A 26,120-nucleotide genomic window follows, 5' to 3' on the forward strand; every position below is an offset into this window, starting at 1 on the left:
CCCGCGACGTGGTAGGACCTCAGCATGTCCGATGAGCAGCGGCACGACGACAACGACCCGGCGGCGCGCGGGAGCGGCCCCGGGTCGTCTCCCTCCGACGAGACCGTCCCGATGGCTGCTCACCGGCGCGACGACGAGCCCAGGCCCGGCGACGAGCCGACCACCGTGCTGCCGTCGGGCGGGCAGGGCGGCGACGAGGCGACGACCGTGCTCCCGGCTGGCGGCAGGCCTGGCGATGACGCCACCACCGTGTTTCCCGCGGGTGGAGGACCCGGTGACGAGGCGACGACCGTGCTGCCCGCGGGCGGGCCTGCCGCGGTGCCTCCGGGCGGCGAGCCGACCTCCGTGCTGCCGCCTGTCGGCGGCCGGCCCGTGCCGCCGGACGAGCGCACCTCGGTGATGCCCGCACAGGACGTCTGGACGGGCCGGGCGGGCGTGCCCACTTCGGGACCCCGGTCGATGCGCGACGCCACCCCGCCGCCCGGCATCGAGTACGGCGAAGGCCAGCGCACCTGGCGGGCACCGCTGATCATCATCGGGATCGCGCTGCTGCTGCTGGCGCTGTTCGCGGTGGCGGCCTGGTTCGTGCTGCGCGGCACGGGACCCACGCCGACGCCGAGCACGTCGCCGACCCCGGCCCTGACCACGGCCGCGCCCACCAGCGCCGCCCCGAGCCCGTCGGCGTCGGTGTCACCGTCGCCGGAGGTGTCCGCGGTCCCGGTGCCGGAGAACCTGGTGGGCCTGTCGCAGCAGGAGGCGATCGACGTTCTGAATGCGGCGGGCCTGAACCCGAGGATCAGCGTGCGGGTCACCGGCGACGCCGATCCGGGCACCGTCGTGGACGTGGAGCCGGAACCGGGCACGCTGCTGGAGCCGGGCTCGACGGTGATAATCGTGGTGGCCTCGGCGCCGACCAGCCCGTCGCCGGAACCGAGCCCCAGCGCGGAGGCGAGCCCGAGCCCCGACGGCGACGAAGACTGACCGGCAGGCTCGACTCCCCGTTGTGACATGAACAGCGCCCATGCCGTACGGCATGGGCGCGTTCTGTCTGCCGGCCCGTCACCATTGGCGGCGCCGGTGCGTGACGATGACGATCCCGCCCAGCGCGAGACCGATGCCGATCATTCCGGTGGAGATCAGTGAGCGTGCCATCAGCTCAGGCGGCACGGAGTGGGCGGTTACTGCGGCGGGCGGCGGTGCCTGCCGGGTGGATGCGTCCGCGACCGTTGCGGCTCGCACCTCGGTCGTGCCGGCCGTGGCGGGCACCGGCGTGAACAACGCCGCCGCCAGCGCCGCACCGCACAGTGCGGCCAGCCGGTGGGACCGATGTGGAATGGTCGCCCTGGGCTCCCGTCCAGATGCGATCGTTCGAATGTCCATGGCGCCGTCCCCCGGGTGAGCGGGTGCCGTGCCACGCGAGGGCCGGAACGTGGGAGTCCCTCGGCGCACCGCGAGAGCGGCGGCGCGCCGGGACCGGCCATGCTCCGCGACGGGGAGATTCGTCGCGGCCGCCTGCTGACCGCAAACGGCCGGGCGAGTCGCCACCGTCGTTCAACTAGGGTCATTCGAGCGTAGATCCGGTACAGGCCGACCGGAGGCGGATCGCGAGAAATTCTCAGCGTGCGCCGGCGGTCGCGGGGCGCAGATTCGGGCGGCTCAGCGTGGGCCGCTGCCCGGCGCGGGCGGGTGCCGTGCGAGCACGGGCCGCGGCGCTGTTGTCGGGCACGATGCGCAGGCCGGCGCGCTGCACGAAGATCGAACGGCGCTCCACGGCGTCGCCCGCGGCGTTGAGCTGGTAGCCGTCGAGCCACACCCAACCCTCGTACGTCGGCCAGTCGTGCACGCGGATCACCCGGAACATCATCGGGCGGAGGAACTGGACGCTGGCTTCGCGAGTGACGTGGAGGATGTCGCCGGCTTGGGGAGTCACCTTTTCTCCTGCTCTCTCGTACCGGTGCGATCTGGACAACACGTAATCGGGAGTCGCTCGTTGAACGCTAGAGGTGAAGCCGCGCCCACCGTGCGTGATCATGAAAACGGAAGATCAGCACAGCGGGGGCCATAACAGACACTGTGCCGGAAGACTTTGCTGAATGCAAGTTGCAAAGTGCGTATGCGCTCTGGTGTCCTTCGTCCGGTATGTGACAAGCTGGTGTCGGTCTCCCCGGTGATGCCGAGTCGCACCCTCTGTGCGTTCGGCCGGTTGATGATTCGCCGATCGTCGGAGCAGACTCGCAACACGACATATGCAAGTTCCATCGGGCGGGGGCATCGACTTTCGTGCCTCCGCCGACGTGCGTCGCGGAGGTGCGCCGTGACAACCCGACAGAGCCCGACAGTGCGCCGACGAAGACTCGGTGCCGAACTGCGCAAGCGGCGCGAACATGCCGGCATCACGCTGGAGTTCGTGGCCGAGAGGATGGAGTGCTCGCAGTCCAAGATCTCGCGGATCGAAACCGGACACAGCTCGGTGACCAGTCGCGACGTTCGCGACATGCTGACGATCTACGGCACGCCGACCGACGAGGTCGACGTGCTCGTGGAGATCGCCAAGGAGGCGAGGCAGAAGGGCTGGTGGCATCCGTACAGCAGCGTGCTGGTGGGTGCCTACGTCGGGCTGGAGGCCGCGGCCAGCTCCATCCGCGCGTACGAACAGCAGGTTGTCCCCGGCCTGCTGCAGTCAGCGGAATATGCGGAGGCGATGATTCGCGGCGCCTGGCCGGACTGGGACGAAGAAGCGATCATGAATCGTGTCCGTGTCCGGATGGGTCGTCAATCGTTGCTCACGCGACAAGACGATGCGATCAGGTTTCAGGTGGTGCTCGATGAGTCGGTGGTGAGCCGGCCCGTGGGCGGCGACAGGGTCATGCGAGACCAGCTTCGGCTACTGGCCGAGGCGGCCTCGTGGCCTAACGTGACCTTGCAGGTGTTGCCGTTCGAGGCAGGTCCACACGCCGGTATGGACGGTACTTTCGCCATCCTGGAGTTTCCCGAACCCGGGGACTCAGATGTCGTTTACGCGGAGAATGCGACCGGGGGACTCTTCCTGGAGAAGAACGACGAGCTGGGGAAGTACACCAAGATCTTCGAGAACATCCGAAAGGCTGCGTTGAGCCCCGAGGAGTCCGCCGAGCTGATCGCACAACTGGCGGAGGAGCCACTATGGAAATCGAGACCAAGGGGTTTCGAGTCGATCTGAGCGAAGCGCGTTGGTACAAGAGCACGCGGAGCGGCCCGAACTGCGACAACTGCGTTGAAGTCGCGTTCGTGGGTGGTGCGATCGCGCTGCGCGATTCCAAGAACCCCACCGGGCCGGCATTGATCTTCACGCCGGACGAGTGGGACGCCTTTGTGGAGGGTGCCAAGGACGGGGAATTCGATCTCTAGGTCGAGCCCCGTTGCTGGTGACAGCTCTGGATCACGTACAGGTGGGACCCCCTTCCGCGCCGTTCTCAAGGGCGCCGAAGGGGGTCCTTCGCCGTACCGGGGCTGATCACAGCAGCACCCGGTGCAGATTGGCCCGCCGCCGCTCGACCATCGCCTCCCGGGCGTGCTGCAGCCACTCCCGGCGCTGTCCCGGCTCCGGCGGATAGTCCAGGCCGAACTTGAACCAGGCGGGCGGCTGCGACATCCGGGCGTACCGGTCTATCAGGTCGTCGAGCACCCGGGTCAGCTCCACCCGTGCGTTGCGCCCGGCCTCCAGCGTGGCGCGATGGGCCGACAGGTAGTCGGCCCGCCGGTTCGTGACGGCGCGCAGCCGCCCCCGGATCTCCTCGATCCGTCCCCGCTGGATCGCGGTCAGCACGGCGGCGGCCCGGTCCTCGCGCAGGTGCCTGGCCAGCGCGGCCCTGTGGCGGGGCCGCAGCCACGACGACGGCTGGGCCAGCGCGGCGATGGTGGCGTGGATGCGGGCCTGGACCTTCTGTTCCGCTTCGTACGCCTCCTGGCACCGCTGCTCGGCGAGCGCGACCTGGCGCGGATCCGGTCCAGGCGGCGCCGCCGCGGCCACCCGCTCGGCCTCCTCGACCAGGCGCCACAGCCAGCGTTCGTCGTCGCCGATCTCGTCCAGCGGGTCGAGCGGCGCTATGTCGTCGTAGGGCTCGCGGGCGGCCGGGACCAGCGCCTGGGAATGGGCCGGCGCGGAGTGGGCGCCTTCCTGGCCGCAGTGCGGACAGGGCAGCTGCCGCACGAGGCGGCTGATCTCGCCGATCAGCTGCGCCGGCGTGACCTGGGCTGGCAATGGTGTGGACGCCGGTTCAGCGGCCATGGTGGTTCCCCCGCACGTGATGCACAACTGGTTAGCTTGCGCTTAGTCACGCAAGCAACACGTGCAGTGACGATCGCGGGTAGACCGTCGCCTGCGTTCCGTTGCGGTCGTTGTACCAGACGGCGCCCCACCACACCGCGAAACTCGCCGACCGGGTAGGACGAAGATGACGATGCCTGAACACGTGCCCAGCCAGAACGCCAGCCCCACCCCGCGCGAGCGCGGCCTGCGCGACTCCGAACGGGTCCAGCTGCCGGGAGACACCCTGCTGGAGCCCGGCCCCGGGCCGCTGCAGTCGCTGGGCCTGGACCGGTTCGGCGACCAGTCGTTCACGCCGTCGAGCTGGCTGGACATGCCCGCCGAGTCGACCCTCGTCGACCACCCGCTCCTGCGCGGCCTGCTCCTCGAACTCCCACCCCGCAACACCCCACCCACCGACGAATGGGTCGACCGCTGGTTCGAAGCCACCCGCTCCGTCCTGGGCCTCATCTACCTCCGCCGCTGACCCCGCCGCCCCCCTCGGCCCCGCCCCCCTCGGGCGCCGACCCCCTTCGGGCGGCAACTCTTAAAGAGTCGCGGCATCGGACTCCCCCTGAGGCCGCGACTCTTTAAGAGTTGCGGCAGAAGCGGCGCTCTGACCCGGACCCGCAGCCGGGTTCGGCCGCCGACCGCACCCGCCAGCAGCGGAAGTCCGCGCAGCGGACGAGCGGCCGGCGGGTTAGGGAGGCTTCCGAGGCCGAACTCCGCGCCCGCGAAGGCGGGCGCCGACTACACAGCGAAGGTCGAGGGGGACTCGGTGGCCGGGGTGACCGGCGTGGCGCGCCAGAGGCGGGTCTTCTGGGCGCCGAGGCGGGCCAGGTACTTCGGGTTCAGGATCAGGTAGCGACGCCACAGGCGCTTGGGCTCCAGGCCCAGGCGCCACAGCCACTCCAGGGCGTGCCGCTGCATCCACGCGGGCGGCTTGCGCAGCCCGCCGGCGTGGTAATCGAACGCCGCGCCGACCGCCAGCAGCGGCATCCCCAGGTACGGGCGCATCGCGTACGCGAACTTCTCCTGCCGCGGGCAGCCGAGCCCGACCAGCACGATGCGCGCGCCCGAGCCGGTGATGCGCGCCGCGATCTGCTCGGCCTCGCCGGGCTCCACACCGCGGAACTTCGACGGCTCGCTGCCCGCGATCTTCAGCGCCGGGTACTTCGCGATCAGCGCCGGGATCAGCAGGTCCAGCACGGGCTGGGTGGAGCCGTAGAGGTACACCGGCAGGCCCTGCTCGGCGGCGCGGCCGAGCACCCGCAGGGTGAGCTCCGGGCCGTACACCCGGTCGCGCAGGCCCGCGCCGTGCAGCAGGTTGAGCGCCCAGCGCACCGGCTGGCCGTCCGGGGTGATCAGGTCGAAGCTGTTGAGCTGCGCGCCGAGCCTGCCGTCGGCGACGCCCTCCATCACGCCGTGCACCGCGAGCGCGGTGACCGCGTACGGCCGGCCCTCCGTGGCCGCGCGAATGATGCGTTCGGTGGCGTCGGCGTAGTCGGTGGCGTCGACAAGGACGCCGAGCACGTTGCGCTTGCTGCCGCTGTTCAGCGTCGTCGTCATGACGTTCCTAGGGTGTGCGCGCCGATGGGGGCTACATCCACTTGTCGGCGTTGGCCTCGTAGATCTCGTTGAGGATAGCGGGCACGTTGTAGGTCATCTGCCAGTCCGGGTAGTGCGCCTGGAACTTGGCCATGTCGCTGACGTACCACTGGTGGTCGCCCATGCGCGCCTGCTCCACGTAGTTGACCTTGGCCTCCTTGCCCGCGATCTTCTCGGCGATGGCGAAGGCCTCCAGGTGGGAGGTGTTGGAGAAGCGGCCGCCGCCAAGGTTGTAGACCTCGCCGGAGCGCGGGTTGCGGAAGAAGGCCTCGAACGCGGTGAGCACGTCGTGCGAGTGGATGGCGTCGCGGACCATCTTGCCCTTGTAACCGAACAGGTTGTACGTGCGGCCCTCCATGACGCAGCGCATCAGGTAGGCCAGGAAGCCGTGCAGCTCGGCGGCGCTGTGCGCGGGGCCGGTCAGCGTGCCGCCGCGGAAGGAGGCCGTCCGCATGCCGAAGTAGCGGCCGTACTCCTGCACCGCCACGTCCGCGGCGACCTTCGACACGCCGAAGATCGAGTGCATGCTGTTGTCGATCGTCATGTCTTCGGTGATGCCGTTGGCGAACTGGTGGTTCGCGTCGATCTCGTACCGGGTCTCCTGCTCGATCAGCGGGAGGCGGTTCGGGGTGTCGCCGTACACCTTGTTCGTCGAGCAGAAGATGAACGCGGCGTCGGGGCAGTGCTGGCGGGTGTACTCCAGCACGTTCAGGGTGCCGACGGCGTTGACGTCGAAGTCGGTGAACGGCTCCTTGGCCGCCCAGTCGTGGCTGGGCTGCGCCGCGGTGTGGATCACCAGGGAGATGTCCTTGCCGTACCGCTCAAAGATCTTGTTGAGCACGTCGCGGTCGCGGATGTCGACGTCGTAGTGCGTGTACGAGTCGCCGAGCTTGCTGGTGAGGTTCACCAGGCTCCAGGCGGTCGAGCCGTCCTCGCCGAAGAAGTACTTGCGCATGTCGTTGTCGAGGCCGACGACGTGCATGCCCAGGCCGGCGAAGTGGCGGGCTGCCTCGGAACCGATCAGACCGGCCGAACCGGTCACCAGCGCAACGCTCACCAGATACTCCCTGTAACCAATCGACGAACTCGACCAGCGGAGAGCTTACCCTGACCGGCCTCACTCGTCCGCCCCGCAGCCGCCCGCTACACGGAGCGTTAAGAAGGGCACCTTCCTATACGAAAAACGATGGGAAGGTGCCCTTCCTTCAACTCAGGTGGAGCCAGGGGCGGAGGGCGGGGGTGGCGGGGGAGGGCGGGGAGATCCATGCGCCGGTGTCGGAGTAGCCGAGGAGGGTGCCATCGGGCAGGCGGGTGAGGTGGCTCATAGAGGGCAGGCCGGGTATCAGGGTGGCGGTGCCGTTCTGGAGGAGCCAGACGCCGTGGGTCTCGTCCGCGGCGAGAATGTTGCAGACGAATGTCTACCGGGGCAGCGTGACCGTCACGACCAGCCCGCCGCCCTCCTGCGGCCGGGCCGCGACCGTGCCGCCGTGCGCCCGCGCGATCGCGCGCACGATCGACAGGCCGAGCCCCACCCCCTGGTCGGAACGGGTGCGCTCGCTGCCCCGGCGGAACGGCTCGAACAACCCCTCCACCTCGTACGCCGCCACCACCGGCCCGCTGTTGGACACCTCCAGCTCCACGCGGTCGCCCCGGGTGGCTGTCGTGGCCCGGACCCAGCCGCCCGCGGCGTTGTGCCGGATCCCGTTGCCGATGAGGTTCAGCGCGACCCGCTCCAGCAGCACCGGGTCACCCGCGGTCTCAGCGGGGGCGGCCTCGACCGCCACCGACACGCCGGCCTCGGCCGCCGCGCCCGCGCTCTGCAGCCCGACGTGGTCGACGACGTCGGCCAGGTCGACCGGCCGCCGCTCGACCACCTCGTTCTCCGAGCGCGCCAGCAGCAGCAGCCCTTCGATGAGCCGCTCGTGCCGGCCGTTGATGTCCAGCAGCGTCTCGCCGAGCCGCTTGACGTCCTCGGACGCGGTCCGGCGGTGCATCGCCAGCTCCACCAGCGACCGGTTCAGCGTCAGCGGTGTACGCAGCTCGTGCGAGGCGTTCGCGACGAACCGGCGCTGCCCGTCGAAGGCCTGGTCCAACCGGGCCAGCATGGCGTCGAAAGTGTCGGCCAGCTCCCGGATCTCGTCGTTCGGGCCGCGCAGCGCGATGCGCTCGTGCAGCCCCCGGTCGGCGGCCGGGGCGGTGCTGATCCGCCGGGCCGTGTCGGTGATCCGGTGCAGCGGCGACAGCAGCCGGCCCGCGATGAGCCAGCCCAGCGCGATGGCCACCGCACCCACCGCCAGGAGCGCGATCGCGCCCTGCTGGAGCAGCGCGAGCATGGTCGCGTGGCGCAGCGACTCGGCCTGCTTGTCCATGAAGTAGACGAGGTCGGGGTTGTTGTCGATGAGCACCCGCACCCGGGAGCCGCCCGATCCGGCCAGGCCGGTAACCCCGGGCGCCTTGCCCAGGTCGGGCAGCGGGGCCTGGAAGGTGAACTTCTGCAGCAGCGACTGGTCGACCAGGAAGTAGGTCACCACCAGCAGCGCCAGCCCGGCGAGGAAGAACAGTCCGCCGTACACCAGCGTGAGCCGGGCGCGGATGGTCAGGCGATACGACGGAAGTCTCAGCGGACGCAGTCTCACGGGAGGCGATACCCCACTCCGGCGACGGTGGCGATGACGGGCGGGTCGCCCAGCTTGCGGCGCAGTTTGAGGATGGTCAGCCGGACCGCCGAGGTGAACGGGTCGGCGTTCTCGTCCCAGACCTTCTCCAGCAGGGTCTCCGCGGAGACCACCGCGCCCTCGGCCCGCAGCAGTTCGGCCAGCACGCCGAACTCCTTGCGGGACAGCGGCACATAGTGGCCGTCCCGGAAGACCTCGCGGCGGGCCTGGTCGAGCCGGATGCCACCGCGCACCAGCGTCGGCGCGGCGGCCGGCCGGGCGCGCCGGCCCAGCGCGTGCACCCGGGCGGCCAGTTCGGCGAACGCGAAGGGCTTGGACAGGTAGTCGTCGGCGCCCAGGGTCAGCCCGGCGACCCGGTCACCGACTTCGGCGGCGGCGGTGAGCATCAGCACCCGGGTGTCGGCCTGCGAGGCCACGAGCGAGCGGCACACGTCGTCGCCGTGCACCACGGGCAGGTCCCGGTCCAGCAGCACCACGTCGTAGTCGTGCACGGCCAGCCGTTCCAGCGCCGCGTCACCGTCGTACACCACGTCGACGGCGTGGGCGTCGTCACGCAGCCACTCGGCGATGGCATCGGCGAGCAGCGCCTCGTCTTCGACCACGAGTACCCGCATGTCCGGATCCGCCTCCCCCGCCGGTCCTTCCGGCGAGCCAATAGTTACCCGACGTGATGTTTCCTCGCCGTTATCGCGAGCGGAAACGGCCGGGAAACGGCTGCCCGCGTGGACTGGGCACCAACATGCTCGCCGGCTACCGCGGCCTTAATCGGCGTTCATCCTCCGCTGTGCTCCGGATGACGCCGAGCGGCCGCTACTGCGGGCGACGACTGCCGCCGGCGACCGGCCGGCGGCCCGACGAAGGAGACACGCGATGAAGCGAGGGCTGCTGGGGGCGGCGTTGGCACTGCCCCTGATGGCGGCGCTGGCGCTGGCCGGCTGCGCACAGCCGGACGGCGGCGACGGCATCGCCTCGGCCGGCAACGGGACCGCCGCGGCGACGCCCAGCACCGGGCCGAGCCTGAGCCAGGCGGAGAAGGGCCTCAAGTTCGCGCAGTGCATGCGCGAGAACGGCGTCGACATGCCCGACCCCGATCCGAACGGCGGCCCGGTCCGGATCCAGATCAGCGGCGGCCCCGTGGACCGGGACCGGTTCGAGGCGGCGCAGCAGGCGTGCAAGCAGTACTCGCCGTTCGGCGAGGGCGGGCCCGGCCAGGCCGATCCGGAGGCGGCGGAGAACATGCGCAAGTTCGCCCAGTGCATGCGCGACAACGGGGTGCCGAACTTCCCCGACCCGGACGGCGGCCGCGTGATGATCGACAAGTCGATCGGCGAGGACCCGGACTTCGAGGCGGCGCAGAAGTTGTGCCAGGAGAAGTTCATGCCGGGCGCGTTCCAGAAGAAGGCGCCGTGACCGAGACCGCGCAGCTCACCCCGCCGCACACCGCGACCGCGGCGGCGCCCCTACGGCGTCGCCGCCGGCGCGGGGCACGCACCGCGCTGCTGGTCTTCGGGGCGCTGGCCGCCGGTGGGGCCGCGGCCGCCGCCGCGGTCGGCTTCGGGGGCGGGGACGGCACCACGCCGCCCGCGAGCAACCTGCCGCCGGCCACGGCACCCGTGACCAGGCAGACCCTGCAGGACACCCAGACCCTCGACGGCGAGCTCGGCTTCGGCCCGACCCGTTCGGCCGTGAACCGGCTCAACGGCACGGTGACCTGGCTGCCGGAGTCCGGCGCGGTGATCTCCCGCGGCAAGCCCCTCTACCGGATCGACAACACCCCGGCCGTGCTGATGTACGGCGACGTGCCCGCGTACCGCGAGCTCAAGGTGGGTGACGAGGGTGCGGACGTCAAGCAGCTGGAGCAGAACCTCAAGGCGCTCGGCTACGGCGGCTTCACGGTGGACCGGGAGTTCACCTCGTCCACGGCCACCGCGGTCAGGCAGTGGCAGGAGGACCTGGGGCTCAAGGAGACGGGTCGGGTCGAGTTCGGCCGGGTCGTCTTCGCGTCGGGGCAGATCAGGGTGGAGAGCGTCGAGGCCACGGCGAGCGCGCCGGCGCAGCCCGGGGCCGCCGTGCTCAAGTACACGGGCACGGTCCGGGTCGTGGTGGTGCAGCTGGACGTCGCCGACCAGCGGCTGGCCAAGGTGGGCGCGGCCGTGCGGGTCGAGCTGCCCGCGGGCGGCACGGCGGAGGGCAGGGTGGCCAAGGCGTACACCGTCATCGAGGCGGGCGGCCAGGGCGAGGAGGCCACCACGAAGATCGAGGCGGTGGTCTCGCTGGCCGACCAGAAGGCGGTCGCCGCCTTCAACCAGGCGTCCGTCGACGTCACCTTCACCGCCGCCGAGCGCCCTGGCGTGCTCACCGTGCCGGTCTCGGCCCTGGTGGCGCTGCGCGAGGGCGGGTACGGCGTCGAGGTGGTCGAGAACGGCACGAGCCGTTACGTCGCCGTGCGGGCGGGCCTGTTCTCCGGCGGCCGGGTCGAGGTCAGCGGCGACGGCCTCGCCGAGGGCATGACCGTGGGAATCCCGCGATGATCGCGCTGGACGGCGTCACCAAGGTGTATCCCGGTGGCGTGACCGCCCTGGACGGGGTGTCACTGGCCGTGGGCGCGGGCGAGATGGCGGCGATCGTCGGGCCCTCAGGGTCCGGCAAGTCGACCATGCTGCACATCGTCGGCACCCTCGACCGGCCCACCACCGGTGCGGTACGCATCGCCGGCTACGACGTGGCAGCCCTGTCGGACCGGCAGCTGTCGGCGCTGCGGGCGGCCCGGGTCGGCTTCGTGTTCCAGCAGTTCCACCTCGCCGCCGGGGTCAGCGCGCTGGACAACGTCGCCGACGGGCTGCTGTACGGCGGCCTGGGCCTCGGCGAGCGCCGCCGCCGGGCGGCCGCGGCCCTGGACCGGGTCGGCCTGGCCCACCGGATGGACCACGAGCCGCACGAGCTGTCGGGCGGCGAGCGCCAGCGGGTCGCCATCGCCCGGGCCGTGGTCGGCAACCCGCCACTGCTGCTGGCCGACGAACCCACCGGCAACCTGGACTCGGCCTCCGGCGCGGGCATCATGGCGCTGCTGCGGGAGCTGCATGCCGCCGGCACCACCGTGGTGATCATCACGCATGACCGGGAGATCGCCGCGGGCGCGCCCCGCCAGGTGCAGATGCGCGACGGCCGGGTGATCGCCGACAGCGGCCCGCCCTCCGGTCGGGCAGCCTCGGAAGTGGCCACCTCGGCGGAGCCGTCGACCGGTCATCCCCAGGCCCTGGCCGCAGGCGATCCCGCGTCCGGGAACGAGCCGTCGACCGGCACGTCCACGTTCTCGGCGGCGGGTGACATCGCGTCCGGGACGACGCCGTCGATCGGTGGTCCGGCGGCCGGAGCGGCGGCGCATCGGGCCGCCGGCAGGAGGGCGCGATGACGGCCCCCGCCCTGCCCAGGCTGTATCCGGCCCGGATGCGGCCACGCGACGTGCTGCGCGTCGGGGGAGTGGGGCTGCGCACCCGGCCGGTGCGGGCGTTCCTGTCCGCCCTGGGCATCGCGATCGGCATCGCGGCGATGATCGCCGTGGTCGGCATCTCGTCGTCGTCGCGGGCGGAACTGGACCGCACCCTGGCCGCGCTGGGCACCAACCTGCTCACGGTGACCCCGGGCCGGACCATGTTCGGCGCGGACGCACAACTGCCGGTGGAGTCGGTCGACATGATCGCCCGGATCGCGCCGGTGGAGCAGGTGTCCGCCATCGGCAAGGTCGACGGAGCCAAGGTCTACCGGTCCGACCGCATCCCTGCGGCGCAGACCAACGGCCTGGCCGTGTACGCCGCCCGGCTCGACCTGCCGGCCACGGTGGGGGCGAGGCTGCGCGCCGGGACCTGGCTGAACGCCGCCACCGAGCATTACCCGGCGGTGGTGATCGGGGCGGATACGGCCACCCGGTTGGGCATCGGGGCGGTCGGCCCGGACACCCAGATCATGGTCGGCGGCAGGCGGTTCACCGTGGTCGGTGTGCTGGAGCCGGTGCCGCTGGCCCCGGAGCTGGACGCCGCGGTGCTGGTCGGCTGGCCGGCCGCGACGGAACGGCTCGCCTTCGACGGGCACCCGACGACCGTATACACCCGCTCGGTGGAGTCGGCGGTCGCGGCGGTGCAGGGCGTGCTGGCGGCGACCGCGAACCCGGAGGCCCCGAACGAGGTCGACGTGTCGCGGCCGTCCGACGCGCTGCAGGCCAAGCAGGCCGCCAACCAGGCCTTCACCGGCCTGCTGCTGGGCCTGGGTGCGGTGGCGCTGCTGGTCGGCGGGGTCGGGGTGGCCAACACGATGGTCATCTCGGTGCTGGAGCGGCGGGCCGAGATCGGCCTGCGGCGCTCGCTGGGCGCGACCCGGGGCCAGGTCCGGGTGCAGTTCCTGGCCGAGTCGCTGCTGCTGTCCGCGCTGGGCGGGGTCGGCGGGGTGCTCCTGGGCATCGCGGTGACGTCGGCGTACTCGGCGTACCAGGGCTGGCCGACGGTCGTTCCGGCCTGGGCCATGCTCGGCGGCGTGGCCGCCACCCTCGCCATCGGCGGCCTGGCCGGCCTCTACCCCGCCATCCGCGCCTCCCGCCTGTCTCCTACCGAAGCCCTCGCCACCCCCTGAGGAAAGGAAGGGCACCTTCACATAGAAGGTGCCCTTCCCGCCATCAGACGCCCGCCGCGCGGTCAAGACCGTCGGACTTGCCGGGCACCTGTGCGTATCTTGACCGGACATTCGACCATCTGCCTGGCAAGTCGGACGATCAACCGGGGCGGACGGCCGAGGGTCCGGAGAGTCGACATCGAATCGTGATCTTCCGAGGGCCGCCCGGCGTTCGAGGAGGTCCAGGTGAGGCCGCGGTGAGGCGCTTCTGACCGAAAACGGCGATCTTCCTGTGAAACGGCCGACAGTTCGGTGGCCGACACCGAGCTGAGACAAAAAGAAGAGGTCTCCCGGAGGAGACCTCTTCTTGCTGGTGGGGAAGGGGGGAGTTGAACCCCCACGCCCTTTCGGGCACACGGACCTGAACCGTGCGCGTCTGCCATTCCGCCACTTCCCCGCGGCGTGTGCAGGAACTTTAGCAGTCCCGGCGGCTCGCCCGGGAGTCACCTCCCGTTGCGTGCTGGCACAGCTTACGCTATGCCTGCTCCGCCTCGCCAACCGGTTAACCCGGCGGGCGTTGCGGGGAGAACACTAACACGACCACCTGGCCAAGGGTGAAATCGGAGGCAAGGATGGTCGTCATGCTGGCGTGGCGTCGGCAACGGCGGACGTATTGGGCGAAGACGCGGGAGTGGAGGGCAGATAACATCATGTCCTCGGAACCCGAGGAGGACCGGTGAGCGTGTTGCAACGCTTCGAGAAACGCCTGGAAGGCCTGGTTGAGGGCGCCTTCGCGAAGGTATTCAAGGGGGTCGTCCACCCTGTGGAGATCCTGAATGCCATGCAGCGTGAGGCAGAAGCTCACAAGGCGATCCTGGTTGGTGGGCGCACGCTCGTGCCGAACCGCTATGTGATCGATCTCTCGCCGTACGACCACAGCCGGCTCGCGCCGTACGCGGCCGCGCTGGCTCAGGAGCTGGCGCAGTCGCAGGCCGAGTTCATCGGCGAGCAGGCCTGGACGGTGTACGGCGACGTGATCGTCGAGATCGAGCGTGGGGACGGCCTGGACACGGGCATGTTCCGCGTCTCGGCCGAGGTCTACACGGCCGACCAGGCGCCGCAGGCGAGCTACGAGGCCCCGCCGCAGTACCCGCCGTACGGCGGCCAGCAGGCGGGCCCGCCGCCTGGCGGGGGCGGCGCGCGCAACGTGCGCCTCGTCTCCGGTGACGGGCGGACGTTCCCGCTGGCCATCGGCTCGACCACGATCGGTCGTGGGGACCAGGCCAACCTGCGCCTGCCCGACGTCGGCATCTCGCGGCGACACGCCCGGCTCGACTTCGACGGCTCCCAGGTGGTGCTGACCGATCTCGGATCGACCAACGGGACGATGGTCAACGGTCAGCGGGTCTCCGCGGTCGCCCTGAACCCGGGCGACATGATCCAGATCGGCACGACCACCCTGACGTTCCGCGTGGACGGCTGATCGGCCTTGCCCGAAATCGTTCTCACCGCCGCCCGGTTCGGCTTCCTCGTGCTGCTGTGGATCTTCGTGTTCACGGTGGTCGGGGTCATCCGACGGGATCTGTTCGCCGGCTCGCGCACGAGCCGGCTGGTCGCCGCACCCCGCGGAGTCGCGGGGACCGCGCAGGCGGCGGGCAGCGCGCGCCCGGCCAAGGTCAAGAAGGGCCGGGCCGCGCACACCTTGGTGGTCACGGCGGGCTCGCTCGCCGGCACCAAGATCACGCTGGGCGAGGCTCCGATCACCATCGGCCGGGCGGAGGACTCCACGCTGGTCATCACCGACGACTACGCCTCCGCCCGCCACGCCCGCCTGGTCCCCCGGGACGGGCAGTGGATGGTGGAGGACCTCGGCTCGACCAATGGCACGTATCTGGACCGCAGCAAGGTGAGCGGACCTACTCCCGTACCCCTCGGCGTGCCGATTCGCATCGGCCGCACGTCCCTCGAATTACGGCCATGACAATCATCCTGCGCTACGCGGCCCGCAGTGACCGCGGCCTCATCCGTGACGGAAACCAAGACTCCGTCTACGCCGGGCCGCGGCTGCTCGCCGTCGCCGACGGCATGGGCGGCATGGCCGCCGGTGACGTCGCCAGCAACATCGTCATCGGCGCCATGGCCCCGCTCGACGAGGACGTCCCCGGCGACGCGATCGTCGACGCCCTCCGGTCGGCCGTCAACCTCGCCAACCAGCAGCTTCGCGACACCGTGGACGCCAACCCCCACCTGGAGGGGATGGGCACCACGCTCACCGCGATGCTCTTCACCGGCTCCAAACTGGGCATGGCCCACATCGGCGACTCGCGGGCCTACCTCCTGCGCGACGGCGAGTTCAACCAGATCACCAAGGACGACACGTACGTCCAGATGCTGGTGGACGAGGGTCGCATCAGCGCGGAGGAGGCCAGCAGCCATCCCCAGCGCTCGCTGCTCACCCGCGCGATGGACGGGCGCGACATCGAGCCGGACTACACCGTCCGGCCGGTGCACCCCGGCGACCGCTACCTGATCTGCTCCGACGGTCTGTCGGGCGTGGTCAGCGCGGAGACCATCGGCCAGACCATGCGTGAGTACGTCGACCCGACCGCGTGCGTCGAGCGCCTCATCGCGCTCGCCCTGCGCGGCGGCGGGCCGGACAACATCACCGTGATCATCGCGGACGCCACCGACGAGGACATCGTCGAGCAGGCACCCGTGGTCGGCGGCGCGGCCGCCCGCGATCGCGGCAACACCAGCGAGGCCCAGGTCGAGTCCACCCCCGCGGCCCGCGCCTCGGCGCTGACCGCCACGCCGCGCCCGGCCGCCGCCGAGCCCGCCGCCCCGCCCGCGGAGCCCGCGGCGCGGCGCGGCCGGCATCCGGTGCGCGCCGGGCTGCTCGTGCTGGGCCTGCTCGTGGTGCTCGGCGCCGGTGTCTGGTTCGCCTGGGACTACTCGCAGTCGCGCTACTACATCGGGGCGACCGAGGCCGGGCACGTGGCGATATTCCGTGGCGTCCCGGGCCAGATCGCGGGCTTCGACCTCTCCCAGCCGGAGCAGGTCAGCGAGGTCACCCTCGACGACCTGACCACCGTCGCGCAGGAGCAGGTGCGCAAGGGCATCCAGGCCGACAACGAGGCCGACGCGGTCTCCCGGTTGGAGAACCTGATCCGCGACGACCCGGCGAACATGAACATCCTGCCCAGCTGCCCGACCTCGGCCAGCCCCTCCCCGTCGGCGACGCCGTCGCCCGGGGTCACGCCGACGGCCACCCCGCTGCCGGCCGCCGACGCGAGCAGCCCGCCCAGCGAGCCGGTGGTGCCGAGCCCGGTGCCCTGCCGGCCGAATTGAGCATGAGGACGTCGTGACCACCCCCCATACCGCCCCTCCCGCAGCAGCCGCGGCCGTCCCCGAGACGCCCGTGGCGGCGAAGCCGTCGCTGCTGCGCCTGGATCCGGCGGCCCGCCGGGTGCGCCGCACCGAACTGTGGCTGCTGCTGCTGGCCATGGCCATGGTCGCCGGTTACCTGGCGGCGGTCGAGGCGAACATGCTCGACACGGTCACGATGGACTTCTGGTACCCGGCCGGTGTGCTCACCGCCGTGTTCCTGGCGCTGCACGTCGTCATCCGGCTGCGCGCGCCGTTCGCCGACCCGGTGCTGGTGCCGACCGTGGCGCTGCTCAACGGGCTGGGTGTGGCCTTCCTGCGCCGGCTCGACCTGGGCCGGGCGAAGATCGACGACCGGCCGGAGCTCGCGATCTTCGCGGGTGACGGCGGCAAGCAGCTGCTCTGGACCCTGATCGCGGTGACCGGCGCGATGGTGCTGCTGTGGTTCGTCCGCGACCACCGCGAGGTCTCCAAGTACGCCTGGACACTCGGCCTGGCCGGTATCGTCCTGGTGCTGCTGCCCGCGGTGCTGCCCGGCAGCGTCTCCGAGGTCAACGGCGCGAAGCTGTGGATCCGGTTCGGCAGCTTCTTCGCCATCCAGCCGGGCGAGTTCGCGAAGCTGATGCTGCTGGCCTTCTTCGCGTACTACCTGGTCCGCAAGCGCGAGGTGCTGGCCCTGGCCAGCCGCCGCTTCCTCGGCATCGACTTCCCGCGCGGGCGCGACCTGGGCCCGGTCATCGTCGTCTGGGCGATGAGCCTCCTGGTCCTCATCTTCGAGAAGGACCTCGGCACCTCGCTGCTGTACTTCGGCATGTTCGTGGTGACGCTCTACGTGGCCACCGAGCGGGTCAGCTGGCTGATCATCGGTCTGGTGCTGTTCTTCGGCGGCGCGGTGCTGGCATACGTGCTGGCCGGCGCGGTGGGCGGCCCGTTCACCAACTTCGGCCAGCGGGTCGAGATCTGGCTGGACCCGTTCGCCGAGCCGTACGACCGCGGCTATCAGCTCGTCCAGTCGATGCTGGGCCTGGGCACCGGCGGCATGTTCGGCACCGGCCCCGGCGCGGGCAACCCGCTGCTGGTGCCCGAAGTGCGCAACGACTTCATCTTCGCGGGCATGGGTGAGGAGATCGGCCTGTTCGGCCTCACCGCGATGCTGGCTCTGTACCTGCTCGTGGTCTCCCGCGGTCTGCGTGCCGCGCTGGCCGTGCGCGACTCGTTCGGCAAGCTGCTGGCCGGCGGTCTGGCGTTCACGCTGGCGCTGCAGGTGTTCGTGATCATCGGTGGGGTGAGCAAGCTGATCCCGCTGACGGGTCAGACCACGCCGTTCCTGTCCGCGGGCGGCTCGTCGCTGGTGGCCAACTGGCTGCTGGTCGCGCTGCTGCTGCGGATCTCTGACGCGGCGCGCACGCCCGCATCGACGGGAGGTGTCCGCCGGTGAACGCCCCTCTGCGTCGCGTCGGTGTGGTCGTGATGGTGCTGTTCGGCCTGCTCTTCGCCAACCTGAACTGGGTCCAGGCGTACAAGGGCAACGACTACCGGACCAGCCCTTACAACGGCCGCGTGCAGATCGACGAGTACGACCGCCAGCGCGGCTACATCATGGTGAGCAACCCCGGCAGCAAGCCGATCGCGCTCTCCGAGGCCACCAAGGGCAACCTGAAGTACCTGCGCAGCTACCCCGGCGGCGCGGCGTACGCGCACGTGATCGGCTACAAGCCGGTCAACGGCACGGCGACCGGTGTGGAGCAGCTGGAGAACGACTTCCTCTCAGGCAGCTCCGACAAGCTCTTCGCCGACCGGCTGCGCGACATCTTCACCGGCTCGCACACCGCCGGCGGCAACGTGACGCTGACCCTGTCGAAGACCGCGCAGGACACCGCGTACAAGGAGCTGGCCAACAACAAGCTCGGCGCGAAGTCGGGCGCGGTGGTGGCGCTCGACCCGAACACCGGCGCGATCCTCGCCATGGCGTCCTTCCCGAGCTTCGACCCGAACCCGCTGGTCTCCCACGACGGCAAGGCGGCCGACGCGTACAAGCGGCTGGAAGGCCAGGCCGGCAACCCGCTGCTGAACCGGGCGCTGCAGGAGACCTACCCGCCGGCGTCGACGTTCAAGGTGCTGGTCTCGGCGGCGGCGCTGTCCGCCAACCGGAACCCGGACACGCCGCTGCAGGCCGGCCCCGGTTACCAGGCGCCCGGCACCACGCACGTCATCAAGAATGCGACGTCGTCGACCTGCCCCCAGGAGCAGATGACGCTGAAGGAGGCGCTGACCGTCTCCTGCAACACCGCGTTCGCGCGCCTCGGCGTGGAGCTGGGCTCGCAGCGGCTCAACGACACCGCGCGGGCCTTCGGCTTCTACGACAACAGCCTGCGGGTGGGCAACCTGTCCGCGACCGACCGGGGCCTGCGGGTCGAGGAGAGCGTGCTCGGCCCGCTGACCACCAGCTCGGGCGGCGACGACAAGCCGAACATCGCGATCTCGTCGATCGGCCTCAACGAGGTGCGGGTGACCCCGCTGCAGAACGCGATGGTCGCCGCGTCGATCGCCAACGACTGCTCCCAGATGCGGCCCTATCTCGTCGAGCGGCTGGTCGGGCCGGACCTGACCACCGGGCTCTACTCCGCTGCGCCGAAGGAGCTGCGCCGCAGCTGCTCGGCGAGTGAGGCCGCGCAGCTGCGCGAGATGATGGTCAGCGTCGTCGAGAACGGCACCGGCAAGAAGGCGCAGATCAACGGCTACGTGGTCGGCGGCAAGACCGGCACCGGCACCGCCGACGAGGAGGCCAACGCGGGCTCCGACGGCTGGTTCATCGGGTTCGCGATGAAGGACGGCCGAGCGGTCGCCGCTGTCGCAGTCATCCTGGATGATGCCGGCAAGGGCGGCAGCGGTGAGGCGGCTCGTATCGCCGGGCTGGTCATGCACGGCGTGATCAAGGACAAGGGTGGCAACTGATGGTCTCCCCTGGCACTGTGCTCAACGGCCGCTACCGCATCGAATCGCGGATCGCCTCCGGCGGCATGGGCGACGTCTGGAAGGGCACCGACGACGTGCTCGACCGCACCGTCGCCATCAAGATCATGCTCTCGGCGCTGCTGGAGGAGCCGGGCTTCGTCAAGCGCTTCCACGCCGAGGCCAAGACGATGGCGGGCATCAACCACCCGGGCGTCGTGCGCATCTACGACTTCGGCAACGACCAGCACCTGGCATATCTGATCATGGAGCTGATCGAGGGCGACCCGCTCTCGCGCACGCTCAACAAGGTCGGCCGGCTGACCCCGGCCCGCACCATGCTGCTGGTCGCGCAGGCCGCCGATGCGCTCCAGGCCGCCCATGACAAGGGCATCGTGCACCGCGACGTGAAGCCGGGCAACCTGCTGGTGCGTTCCAACGGCACGCTGGTGCTGACCGACTTCGGCATCGCCCGGTCGGCCGCGGCCAGCCAGCTCACGGCCACCGGCGCGGTCATGGGCACCGCCTCGTACCTGGCTCCGGAGCAGGCCTCCGGGGTCGGCGCGTCGGCCGCGTCGGACGTCTACTCGCTGGGCGTGGTGGCGTACCAGTGCCTCACCGGGCACCGGCCCTACGACGGCGACACGCCGCTCGAAATCGCGATGAAGCACGTCACCGGCACGCCCAAGGCGATGCCGAACGACATCCCGCCGGTGGTGCGGCAGATCGTCGAGCGCGCCATGTCCAAGGAGCCGGGCAACCGGTGGCCGACGGCGGCCTCGTTCGCCAACGCCGCCCGCCAGGCCGCCGGCGCGCTGACCCACGGCAGCGGACCGACCCTGCCGGTGCAGCCGGTGTCGCCGAGCCCGGTCTCGGCCACTCCGGTCTCGCCCGGCCCGTCGCGGCCGCTGAGCCCCGCGACCCCCGCCCCGGTTCGCCCCAACGGGGGCTACCAGCGAGGATCTGCGCCCGTCCCGGCTGCGCCTGCCCCGCTGACCCCCGTCCACGGGGTACCGTACGGGCCGCAGGCTCCCGCACCCGCCGGCGGCGGGCGGACCGCCCTGACCGTGATCCTGGTGGTCCTCGGGATGCTGGCGGTGCTCGCGTGCGCCGGCTACATCGGCTACCTGGTCCGGGAGAACGAGAAGAACAAGGGCAATGCCCTCGGAGGCAGCGCCGTACATTCCGAACAAGTCACACTTTCGGCTGGCGGATGGCTGAACGGGGCTGACCACGTGAGCATGGACCAAATGACCGAAGGACGACGTACGCGATGAACGCGCAGGCCCGCCTGCTGGGTGGCAGGTATCAAGTCGGCGAGTTGCTCGGCTACGGCGGCATGGCCGAGGTGCACCGGGGACGCGACCTGCGCCTCGGGCGCGACGTCGCGATCAAGATGCTGCGCACGGACCTGGCCCGCGACGCGACGTTCCAGATGCGCTTCCGCCGTGAGGCGCAGAACGCGGCGGCGCTGAACCACCCGGCGATCGTCGCGGTCTACGACACCGGCGAGGAGCGGGCGGCGACCGGCGAGGTGCTGCCCTACATCGTCATGGAGTTCGTGGCCGGCCGCACCCTCAAGGAGGTGCTGGCCGCCGAGGGTCGCCTGATGCCCCGCCGCGCCATGGAGATCACCGCCGACATCTGCGCGGCCCTGGAGTTCAGCCACCGGCACGGCATCATCCACCGGGACATCAAGCCCGGCAACGTCATGTTCACGCCGAACGCCCAGGTCAAGGTCATGGACTTCGGTATCGCGCGGGCGCTGGCGTCCGGTGCGACCACCATGACGCAGACCTCCGCCGTCATCGGCACCGCCCAGTACCTCTCCCCGGAGCAGGCGCGCGGTGAGGCCGTGGACGCGCGCTCCGACGTGTACGCCGCCGGTTGTGTGCTGTTCGAGCTGCTCTGCGGGCACCCGCCGTTCGTCGGCGACTCCCCGGTGGCGGTGGCCTACCAGCACGTGCGGGAGGAGCCGCCGGCCCCGAGCGAGTCGAACCGGGACGTCACCCCCGACATCGACGCGGTCGTGCTCAAGGCGCTGTCCAAGAACCCGGCCAACCGCTACCAGTCGGCCGGCGAGATGCGCGCCGACCTGCTGCGGGCCGCCGCGGGCCGCCCGGTCCTCGCGACGCCGGTGCTCCGCGAGGAGCAGACGATCCCGATGACGGCCCCGGCGCGGACCGGTGCCAACCGCAACGCCCCGGCCCGGGTCGGCGACGCCCGCCGCCGCCGTGCGTCCGGCTGGGTCATCGCGACCCTGACCGCGCTCGGCGTGCTGGCCGTGGTGGCGCTGACCGCGGGCCTGATCCTGGCCAGCCAGCCCAAGGACGTCGCGGTCCCGGACCTGCTCGGCAAGACCGAGGCCCAGGCACGGGACGCACTGGTCGCGAAGGGCCTCAAGCCGACCCTCGGTGACCCGATCCTGGAGTCGAACTGCCAGGAGAACACCGTCGCCAAGCAGGATCCGGCGAAGGGTGCCGAGGTCCGGGAGAAGTCCGAGGTCAAGTACCAGATCTGCGGCGGCAAGCCGCTGAAGACGATCCCGCCGCTGGAGAACTCGACCCAGGCCTTCGCGGAGAACGCGCTGCGCGAGCTGAGCCTGGTGCCCGAGGTGGTCGCCGAGGACAGCGAGAAGCCCGAGGGCACCGTGCTGTCCACCAACCCGGGGGCGGGCGAGAAGGTCGCTGAGGGCTCGAAGGTCACGCTCAAGGTCTCCAAGGGCAACCGCAAGCCGGTTCCCCCGGTGACCGGCAAGACCGAGGCGCAGGCGATCGCGGCCCTGGAGCAGGCCGGCTTCCGGTACAACGTGAAGCAGGGCAGCCCCACCGAGGACGCGAACAAGGTCGGCACGGTGGAGTTCCAGGACCCGGCCGCGGGCACCCTCAAGGCGGTCAACTCGGTCATCACGATCCTGGTGTTCCGGGAGGCGGAGCAGTCGCCCCCGCCGTCTCCCTCTGCGACGCCCACGCCGTGATCCACTGAAGCCCGGACGGTGCGACCAAGACGCACTGTCCGGGCTTCTTGCTGCCCTGTTCGGGTAGGCCCTGCTGTCAGGCCGGGAAGGCGGCCAGGCGTCGCTGCTCGACCTCTTCGGCCAGCTCAGGTGCGCGGTCCAGGGCCGCCGGGTGGCCGCAGGATGCCAGCCAGTTCGCGAGCATGAGGTGGCCGCCCTGGGTGAGCACCGACTCCGGATGGAACTGCACGCCCTCGATGGGCAGCGAGCGGTGCCGCATCGCCATCACGACACCCGATTCGGTACGCCCGGTGACCTCGATCTCGGCGGGCAGGGTCTCCTCCAGCACGGCCAGGGAGTGGTACCGGGTGGCCGTGAACGGGTCAGGCAGGCCCGCCAGCACGCCCACACCGGTGTGCGTGACCGACGACGTCTTGCCGTGCAGCAGTTCCGGGGCGCGGGTCACCGTGCCGCCGAAGGCCTGCCCGATGGCCTGGTGGCCCAGGCAGACCCCGAACAGTGGGATCTTCCCGGCGTACTCGGCGATCACATCGAGGCAGTTGCCGGCCGACTCGGGCGCACCCGGGCCGGGGGAGAGCAGCACACCGGCCGCCCCGACCCGCCCGACGTCGGCGACGCTGATCTCGTCGTTGCGCCGCACCTCGCAGTCCACCCCGAGCTGGCCGAGGTACTGCACCAGGTTGTAGACGAACGAGTCGTAGTTGTCGATCACAAGAACGCGCATGGCACTCACCTGCTGGCGCTCGGTTTCGGGGTCTCGCCGGTGTCGTACGGGATGTCGTGGCCGTCGCCCGGCTCGCCGGAGGGTGAACCCGACGGCTCCGGGAACGTCTCGTCCAGCTGCGTGTAGCCGCTGTCGGGGTCGCCGACCTGGACGTCGTCGAAGGGCAGCAGGGGCTCGGCCCACGGGAAGATCACGTACCACAGCAGCGCGCCGAGGATGCCGAGCAGCACCAGCGAGCCGCCCAGCTTGCCGCCGAGGCCGAAGGGCAGCTTGCGCCAGATCCACGCGTACATCAGGACATCCCCGCCAACTCGACCGGCCGACCCTCGGACCGCGGCTGCTCGTCGACGAGCTTGCCGTGGATGATCAGCCGCTGGTAGTTGTCGAGCTTCGGGTTGCAGGTGGTCAGCGTGATCAGCTTGCCGGCCTCCATGGTCGGCGGCACCGCGCGCACCACCTCCACCGCGGTCGGCAGCACGATGCGCTGCTTGACCACCTCGTACACGTAGAAGGTGGTCTTCGTCTCCACGACCATCTTGTCGCCCGGCTTCAGCTGGTCCAGGTTCCAGAAGGTGGCCCGGTTGCGGTGGCCGGCCACCGAGAAGTTGCCCTTCTGGCCCGGCATCGCACTGTTGGGGTAGTGGCCGGGGGCGAACCGGATGTCCTTCTGGGTGACGCCCTGCACCACCACCCAGTGCTTCTTCAGCGTGGGCAGGTAGAGCTTGGCCACGGCGTTGCCGGGCAGCGGCGCGAGCGGGGACGCCGACGCCGACGGGGTCGGGCCGACGACCGGCTCGTCCCAGTCCAGCTGCTGCTCCAGCTCGGTCTGGTGGGCGTCGACGATGGCCGTCTTGCCCCACACCTCGTAGGCGGCGAACAGCAGGATGACCAGGCCGAACGTGATCATGAGCTCGCCGGTGCCGCGCAGCGTCGTCCGGATCACCGAGCCCACGGTGGTCCGGGTGTACTCGGAGTGGATGCTCCGGTAGTTCTTCTCGCCGGCCCGGATCGCCTTGACCGGCGCGGGTGGCGGCTCGCCGCTCCAGCGGGGCCGCGGCGAGGGCTTGGCGTCGTCCTCGGGTGACGAGGGCGGCGCGGGCGGGATCGCGCCCAGCAGACCGGTCTCGTCGGTGGCGACGGCTCGACCGCTCGCCACGGCGGGCGCGGGCCGGGCGATCCGGGGCGGCGGCACGGTCTGGTCCGTGATCCGGGGCAGCTGCGTCGTCTCGTCCGCGGCGGCCGGGCCGAACTGCGCCGCCGGGCTGACCGGAGCCGCCGGGCTGGTCTGTGCCGCCGGGCTGACGGGCGCTGCCGGGCTCAGCGGGGTCGCCGGGTTCGGCGGCGCGGTGGCCGAGGTGATGACCGGCAGCACCGTGGTGGCGTCCGCCGGGAAGACCGGCAGCACGCTGGTGATGGAGGAGGCGTCCGCCGTCGGCGCGGCGTCGACCACGCGGGGGAACATGGTCGTCTCGTCGTCCTCGGGTTCTTGCGCCCGATGCCTGCTCATCCGTGTCTCCGGCTCTTGCTAACGCGGGACCGAGGCATGGCGCAGCAGCACCGATCCCTGGTACGCGGGAGCGACGATGTCGGTCTCGCGGGTGACGCTATATCCCAGGCCGTATGCGCGTACAGCGTCCCGGAAGGCCTGTACGCCGAGGGCCGCGTCGAGCGAGGCCTGCATCTTGGCCGGATCGCCGATCGCCGAGATCACGAACTCGGGGGAGTAGCGCCGCCCTTCGAGCAGCAGCGTGTTGCCGACGCACTGCACGGCGGTGGTGGTGACGACCCGTACGCCCATGATCGTCATGGCCTCGGCCCCGCCCGCCCACAGCGCGTTCACCACTGCCTGCACGTCCTGCTGGTGCACGACCAGGTCGTCCTGCGTGGCCCCGGTGGACAGGCCGTTGCCGCCGGGCGGCGCGTCGTCCATGCGCACGGTCAGGCCCGGGCCGTGCATCGCGGTCATCCCGGCGTCGCTCAGGTAACCCTCGCCGCGGGTGCGTTCGGCCGACAGCGGGCCGTCGCCGCCGGCCTGCGCGCCGGCCAGCGCGTCGATGTCGGCGCGCAGCTGGTTCACGTCGCGGACGTACGTGCCGACCTCGGCTTCCTTCTTTCCCACCAGTTGATCCAGCCGAACACTGTTGTCCTCGCGTAGCGTGGTTCCCTGGGAGGTGGTCGCGCTCACGGTGAACAGCAGGCCCGCGGTGGCGGCGATCAGCGGCACGCCGAGGGTCCACCCGCTGCGGCGATGGCCGGGCAGGGGATTGAACGCGCGCCCGACCCGGAGCACGGCTTTCCGCCATGACGAGGTGCCGGATGTGTATTCCACCACTCCCCCTCCGTGCCAAAACGCGACGATCTGACTACGCTATCTGTCGAACATTATTCAGGCCCATGCCCTAGGTCATCGACCGGTGTGGGCAGGGCCCCTCCAGGAGACAACCGTGCCGAAGTCGCAGGTCCGCAAGAAGAAGATCTACACGCCGCCCACCGACGTGCTGCCCTCGTCGACCGCCACGGACAAGAAGCCGAGTCCGATCTGGCTGCCGATCACCGCGGTCAGTCTGATCGTGTTCGGCATCGCTTGGCTGGTTGTGTACTACCTGTCCGAAACGCTGTACCCGGTGGCGGGCTGGGGTTACTGGAACCTGGCCGTCGGCTTCGGCGCCATGGTCGGCGCGCTCGGCCTCCTCTCGAAGTGGCGCTGAGCTTCCGCAGCCGACCACGATAGCTCGCGATCCGGGGTCGCGGCCTTCTGCGCACCTGCGTGGGGGGCCGTGACCCCGGATGCTGTCCGGAGCTGTCCGCGGCCCCGGTGACCTGCCGCTGGCCTAGGGTGAGGGCAGCGCTGTGCCAACCCTCACATTACTGAACGGTAACTAGGGCGTAGGCTGCGGTGGGGTTTATACACAG

At 70.9% G+C, this 26,120-nt stretch carries 26 protein-coding genes, 1 tRNA gene and 1 pseudogene; 16 read left to right on the forward strand and 12 right to left on the reverse strand.

Annotated features, from left to right (window positions below):
• Nucleotides 1-24: 24 nt before the first annotated feature.
• A complete protein-coding gene (locus tag AB0B35_RS17750; RefSeq protein ID WP_361046407.1) occupies nt 25-981 on the forward strand; it encodes a PASTA domain-containing protein in 957 nt (318 codons plus the stop codon).
• 78 nt (nt 982-1,059) lie between these two features.
• Here the strand turns inward: AB0B35_RS17750 and AB0B35_RS17755 are convergent, their stop codons facing one another.
• Nucleotides 1,060-1,278: a hypothetical protein gene (locus tag AB0B35_RS17755; protein ID WP_361046410.1), complete on the reverse strand. Its 219-nt coding sequence runs from the start codon at nt 1,276-1,278 to the stop codon at nt 1,060-1,062.
• A 337-nt stretch (nt 1,279-1,615) separates the two neighbouring features.
• Complete coding sequence (locus tag AB0B35_RS17760; protein WP_360523563.1) at nt 1,616-1,930, reverse strand: hypothetical protein; 315 nt, start codon at nt 1,928-1,930, stop codon at nt 1,616-1,618.
• Between the two features lie 384 nt (nt 1,931-2,314).
• On the opposite strand from AB0B35_RS17760, the gene AB0B35_RS17765 reads away from it, so the two are divergent.
• Both AB0B35_RS17765 and AB0B35_RS17770 read left to right on the forward strand, forming a co-directional pair.
• Nucleotides 2,315-3,199: a helix-turn-helix transcriptional regulator gene (locus tag AB0B35_RS17765; protein WP_203691951.1), complete on the forward strand. Its 885-nt coding sequence runs from the start codon at nt 2,315-2,317 to the stop codon at nt 3,197-3,199.
• A complete protein-coding gene (locus AB0B35_RS17770) occupies nt 3,169-3,387 on the forward strand; it encodes a DUF397 domain-containing protein (RefSeq protein WP_120321590.1) in 219 nt (72 codons plus the stop codon). Before AB0B35_RS17765 ends, AB0B35_RS17770 begins: the two co-directional genes overlap by 31 nt.
• A gap of 106 nt (nt 3,388-3,493) precedes the next feature.
• Here the strand turns inward: AB0B35_RS17770 and AB0B35_RS17775 are convergent, their stop codons facing one another.
• Nucleotides 3,494-4,267 carry a hypothetical protein gene (locus AB0B35_RS17775; RefSeq protein ID WP_361046413.1) on the reverse strand — a complete coding sequence of 258 codons (774 nt, stop codon included), beginning with the start codon at nt 4,265-4,267 and terminating at the stop codon, nt 3,494-3,496.
• A 166-nt stretch (nt 4,268-4,433) separates the two neighbouring features.
• Between AB0B35_RS17775 and AB0B35_RS17780 the strand changes: the two genes are divergently transcribed.
• Nucleotides 4,434-4,772 carry a hypothetical protein gene (locus AB0B35_RS17780; RefSeq protein WP_361046416.1) on the forward strand — a complete coding sequence of 113 codons (339 nt, stop codon included), beginning with the start codon at nt 4,434-4,436 and terminating at the stop codon, nt 4,770-4,772.
• 263 nt (nt 4,773-5,035) lie between these two features.
• Here the strand turns inward: AB0B35_RS17780 and AB0B35_RS17785 are convergent, their stop codons facing one another.
• The 4 genes from AB0B35_RS17785 to AB0B35_RS17800 all read right to left on the reverse strand — a co-directional run bounded on the left by AB0B35_RS17785 (nt 5,036) and on the right by AB0B35_RS17800 (nt 9,182).
• Nucleotides 5,036-5,854, reverse strand: coding sequence for a WecB/TagA/CpsF family glycosyltransferase (locus AB0B35_RS17785; RefSeq protein WP_361046419.1), 819 nt, complete (start codon nt 5,852-5,854; stop codon nt 5,036-5,038).
• Nucleotides 5,855-5,885: 31 nt separating this feature from the next.
• On the reverse strand, nt 5,886-6,950 hold the full coding sequence (locus AB0B35_RS17790) for an NAD-dependent epimerase/dehydratase family protein (RefSeq protein ID WP_361046422.1): 1,065 nt from the start codon (nt 6,948-6,950) through the stop codon (nt 5,886-5,888).
• 361 nt (nt 6,951-7,311) lie between these two features.
• Nucleotides 7,312-8,529 (reverse strand): ATP-binding protein, encoded by a 1,218-nt coding sequence (locus AB0B35_RS17795; RefSeq protein ID WP_361046425.1) that lies wholly within the window; start codon nt 8,527-8,529, stop codon nt 7,312-7,314.
• Nucleotides 8,526-9,182 (reverse strand): response regulator transcription factor, encoded by a 657-nt coding sequence (locus AB0B35_RS17800; protein ID WP_361046428.1) that lies wholly within the window; start codon nt 9,180-9,182, stop codon nt 8,526-8,528. The genes AB0B35_RS17795 and AB0B35_RS17800 overlap by 4 nt, the downstream gene beginning before the upstream one ends.
• A gap of 256 nt (nt 9,183-9,438) precedes the next feature.
• Here AB0B35_RS17800 and AB0B35_RS17805 point away from each other — a divergent pair, with 256 nt between their 5' ends.
• The 4 genes and pseudogenes from AB0B35_RS17805 to AB0B35_RS17820 all read left to right on the forward strand — a co-directional run bounded on the left by AB0B35_RS17805 (nt 9,439) and on the right by AB0B35_RS17820 (nt 13,191).
• Entirely contained in the window at nt 9,439-9,978 is a 540-nt protein-coding gene (locus AB0B35_RS17805) for a hypothetical protein (RefSeq protein ID WP_360523584.1), read from the forward strand.
• Nucleotides 9,975-11,099: a peptidoglycan-binding protein gene (locus AB0B35_RS17810; protein ID WP_361046431.1), complete on the forward strand. Its 1,125-nt coding sequence runs from the start codon at nt 9,975-9,977 to the stop codon at nt 11,097-11,099. The genes AB0B35_RS17805 and AB0B35_RS17810 overlap by 4 nt, the downstream gene beginning before the upstream one ends.
• A pseudogene (locus tag AB0B35_RS17815) lies at nt 11,096-11,743 on the forward strand (ABC transporter ATP-binding protein); the annotation flags it as partial. The gene AB0B35_RS17810 and the pseudogene AB0B35_RS17815, both read left to right, overlap by 4 nt.
• Before the next feature lie 233 nt (nt 11,744-11,976).
• Nucleotides 11,977-13,191, forward strand: a complete 1,215-nt coding sequence (locus AB0B35_RS17820; protein WP_361046434.1) for an ABC transporter permease — start codon at nt 11,977-11,979, stop codon at nt 13,189-13,191.
• Between the two features lie 350 nt (nt 13,192-13,541).
• Here AB0B35_RS17820 and AB0B35_RS17825 read toward each other — a convergent pair.
• Nucleotides 13,542-13,627 (reverse strand) — tRNA-Leu (locus AB0B35_RS17825).
• A 279-nt stretch (nt 13,628-13,906) separates the two neighbouring features.
• Between AB0B35_RS17825 and AB0B35_RS17830 the strand changes: the two genes are divergently transcribed.
• The 7 genes from AB0B35_RS17830 (at nt 13,907) to pknB (ending at nt 22,483) form a co-directional block, all read left to right on the forward strand.
• A complete protein-coding gene (locus AB0B35_RS17830) occupies nt 13,907-14,653 on the forward strand; it encodes a DUF3662 and FHA domain-containing protein (protein WP_203691934.1) in 747 nt (248 codons plus the stop codon).
• Between the two features lie 6 nt (nt 14,654-14,659).
• A complete protein-coding gene (locus AB0B35_RS17835; RefSeq protein ID WP_360523597.1) occupies nt 14,660-15,151 on the forward strand; it encodes an FHA domain-containing protein in 492 nt (163 codons plus the stop codon).
• Nucleotides 15,148-16,518: a PP2C family serine/threonine-protein phosphatase gene (locus tag AB0B35_RS17840; RefSeq protein WP_360523600.1), complete on the forward strand. Its 1,371-nt coding sequence runs from the start codon at nt 15,148-15,150 to the stop codon at nt 16,516-16,518. The genes AB0B35_RS17835 and AB0B35_RS17840 overlap by 4 nt, the downstream gene beginning before the upstream one ends.
• A gap of 154 nt (nt 16,519-16,672) precedes the next feature.
• Nucleotides 16,673-17,992 (forward strand): FtsW/RodA/SpoVE family cell cycle protein, encoded by a 1,320-nt coding sequence (locus AB0B35_RS17845; RefSeq protein ID WP_360524149.1) that lies wholly within the window; start codon nt 16,673-16,675, stop codon nt 17,990-17,992.
• The gene (locus AB0B35_RS17850) at nt 17,989-19,509 is read left to right on the forward strand and encodes a penicillin-binding protein 2 (RefSeq protein ID WP_361046437.1); all 1,521 of its coding nucleotides are present in this window, start codon (nt 17,989-17,991) and stop codon (nt 19,507-19,509) included. Before AB0B35_RS17845 ends, AB0B35_RS17850 begins: the two co-directional genes overlap by 4 nt.
• Entirely contained in the window at nt 19,509-20,783 is a 1,275-nt protein-coding gene (locus AB0B35_RS17855; protein ID WP_361046440.1) for a serine/threonine-protein kinase, read from the forward strand. Before AB0B35_RS17850 ends, AB0B35_RS17855 begins: the two co-directional genes overlap by 1 nt.
• Complete coding sequence (pknB, locus tag AB0B35_RS17860; RefSeq protein ID WP_361046443.1) at nt 20,780-22,483, forward strand: Stk1 family PASTA domain-containing Ser/Thr kinase; 1,704 nt, start codon at nt 20,780-20,782, stop codon at nt 22,481-22,483. Before AB0B35_RS17855 ends, pknB begins: the two co-directional genes overlap by 4 nt.
• A 76-nt stretch (nt 22,484-22,559) precedes the next feature.
• On the opposite strand, the gene AB0B35_RS17865 is transcribed toward pknB, so the two are convergent.
• Genes AB0B35_RS17865 through AB0B35_RS17880 form a run of 4 tightly spaced genes read right to left on the reverse strand, consistent with a single transcriptional unit; the run spans nt 22,560 to nt 25,536 of the window.
• Nucleotides 22,560-23,207, reverse strand: coding sequence for an aminodeoxychorismate/anthranilate synthase component II (locus tag AB0B35_RS17865; protein WP_361046446.1), 648 nt, complete (start codon nt 23,205-23,207; stop codon nt 22,560-22,562).
• A 5-nt stretch (nt 23,208-23,212) separates the two neighbouring features.
• Nucleotides 23,213-23,500 carry a hypothetical protein gene (locus AB0B35_RS17870; protein WP_361046449.1) on the reverse strand — a complete coding sequence of 96 codons (288 nt, stop codon included), beginning with the start codon at nt 23,498-23,500 and terminating at the stop codon, nt 23,213-23,215.
• The gene (locus AB0B35_RS17875) at nt 23,500-24,714 is read right to left on the reverse strand and encodes a class E sortase (RefSeq protein WP_361046451.1); all 1,215 of its coding nucleotides are present in this window, start codon (nt 24,712-24,714) and stop codon (nt 23,500-23,502) included. Before AB0B35_RS17875 ends, AB0B35_RS17870 begins: the two co-directional genes overlap by 1 nt.
• An 18-nt stretch (nt 24,715-24,732) precedes the next feature.
• Entirely contained in the window at nt 24,733-25,536 is an 804-nt protein-coding gene (locus AB0B35_RS17880) for a DUF881 domain-containing protein (RefSeq protein WP_361046454.1), read from the reverse strand.
• Nucleotides 25,537-25,651: 115 nt separating this feature from the next.
• Here AB0B35_RS17880 and AB0B35_RS17885 point away from each other — a divergent pair, with 115 nt between their 5' ends.
• Nucleotides 25,652-25,915 (forward strand): cell division protein CrgA, encoded by a 264-nt coding sequence (locus AB0B35_RS17885; RefSeq protein WP_360523624.1) that lies wholly within the window; start codon nt 25,652-25,654, stop codon nt 25,913-25,915.
• Nucleotides 25,916-26,120 lie beyond the last annotated feature (205 nt).

Source organism: Catellatospora sp. NPDC049133, assembly GCF_040648455.1.
Taxonomy (GTDB): Bacteria; Actinomycetota; Actinomycetes; order Mycobacteriales; family Micromonosporaceae; genus Catellatospora; species Catellatospora aurea.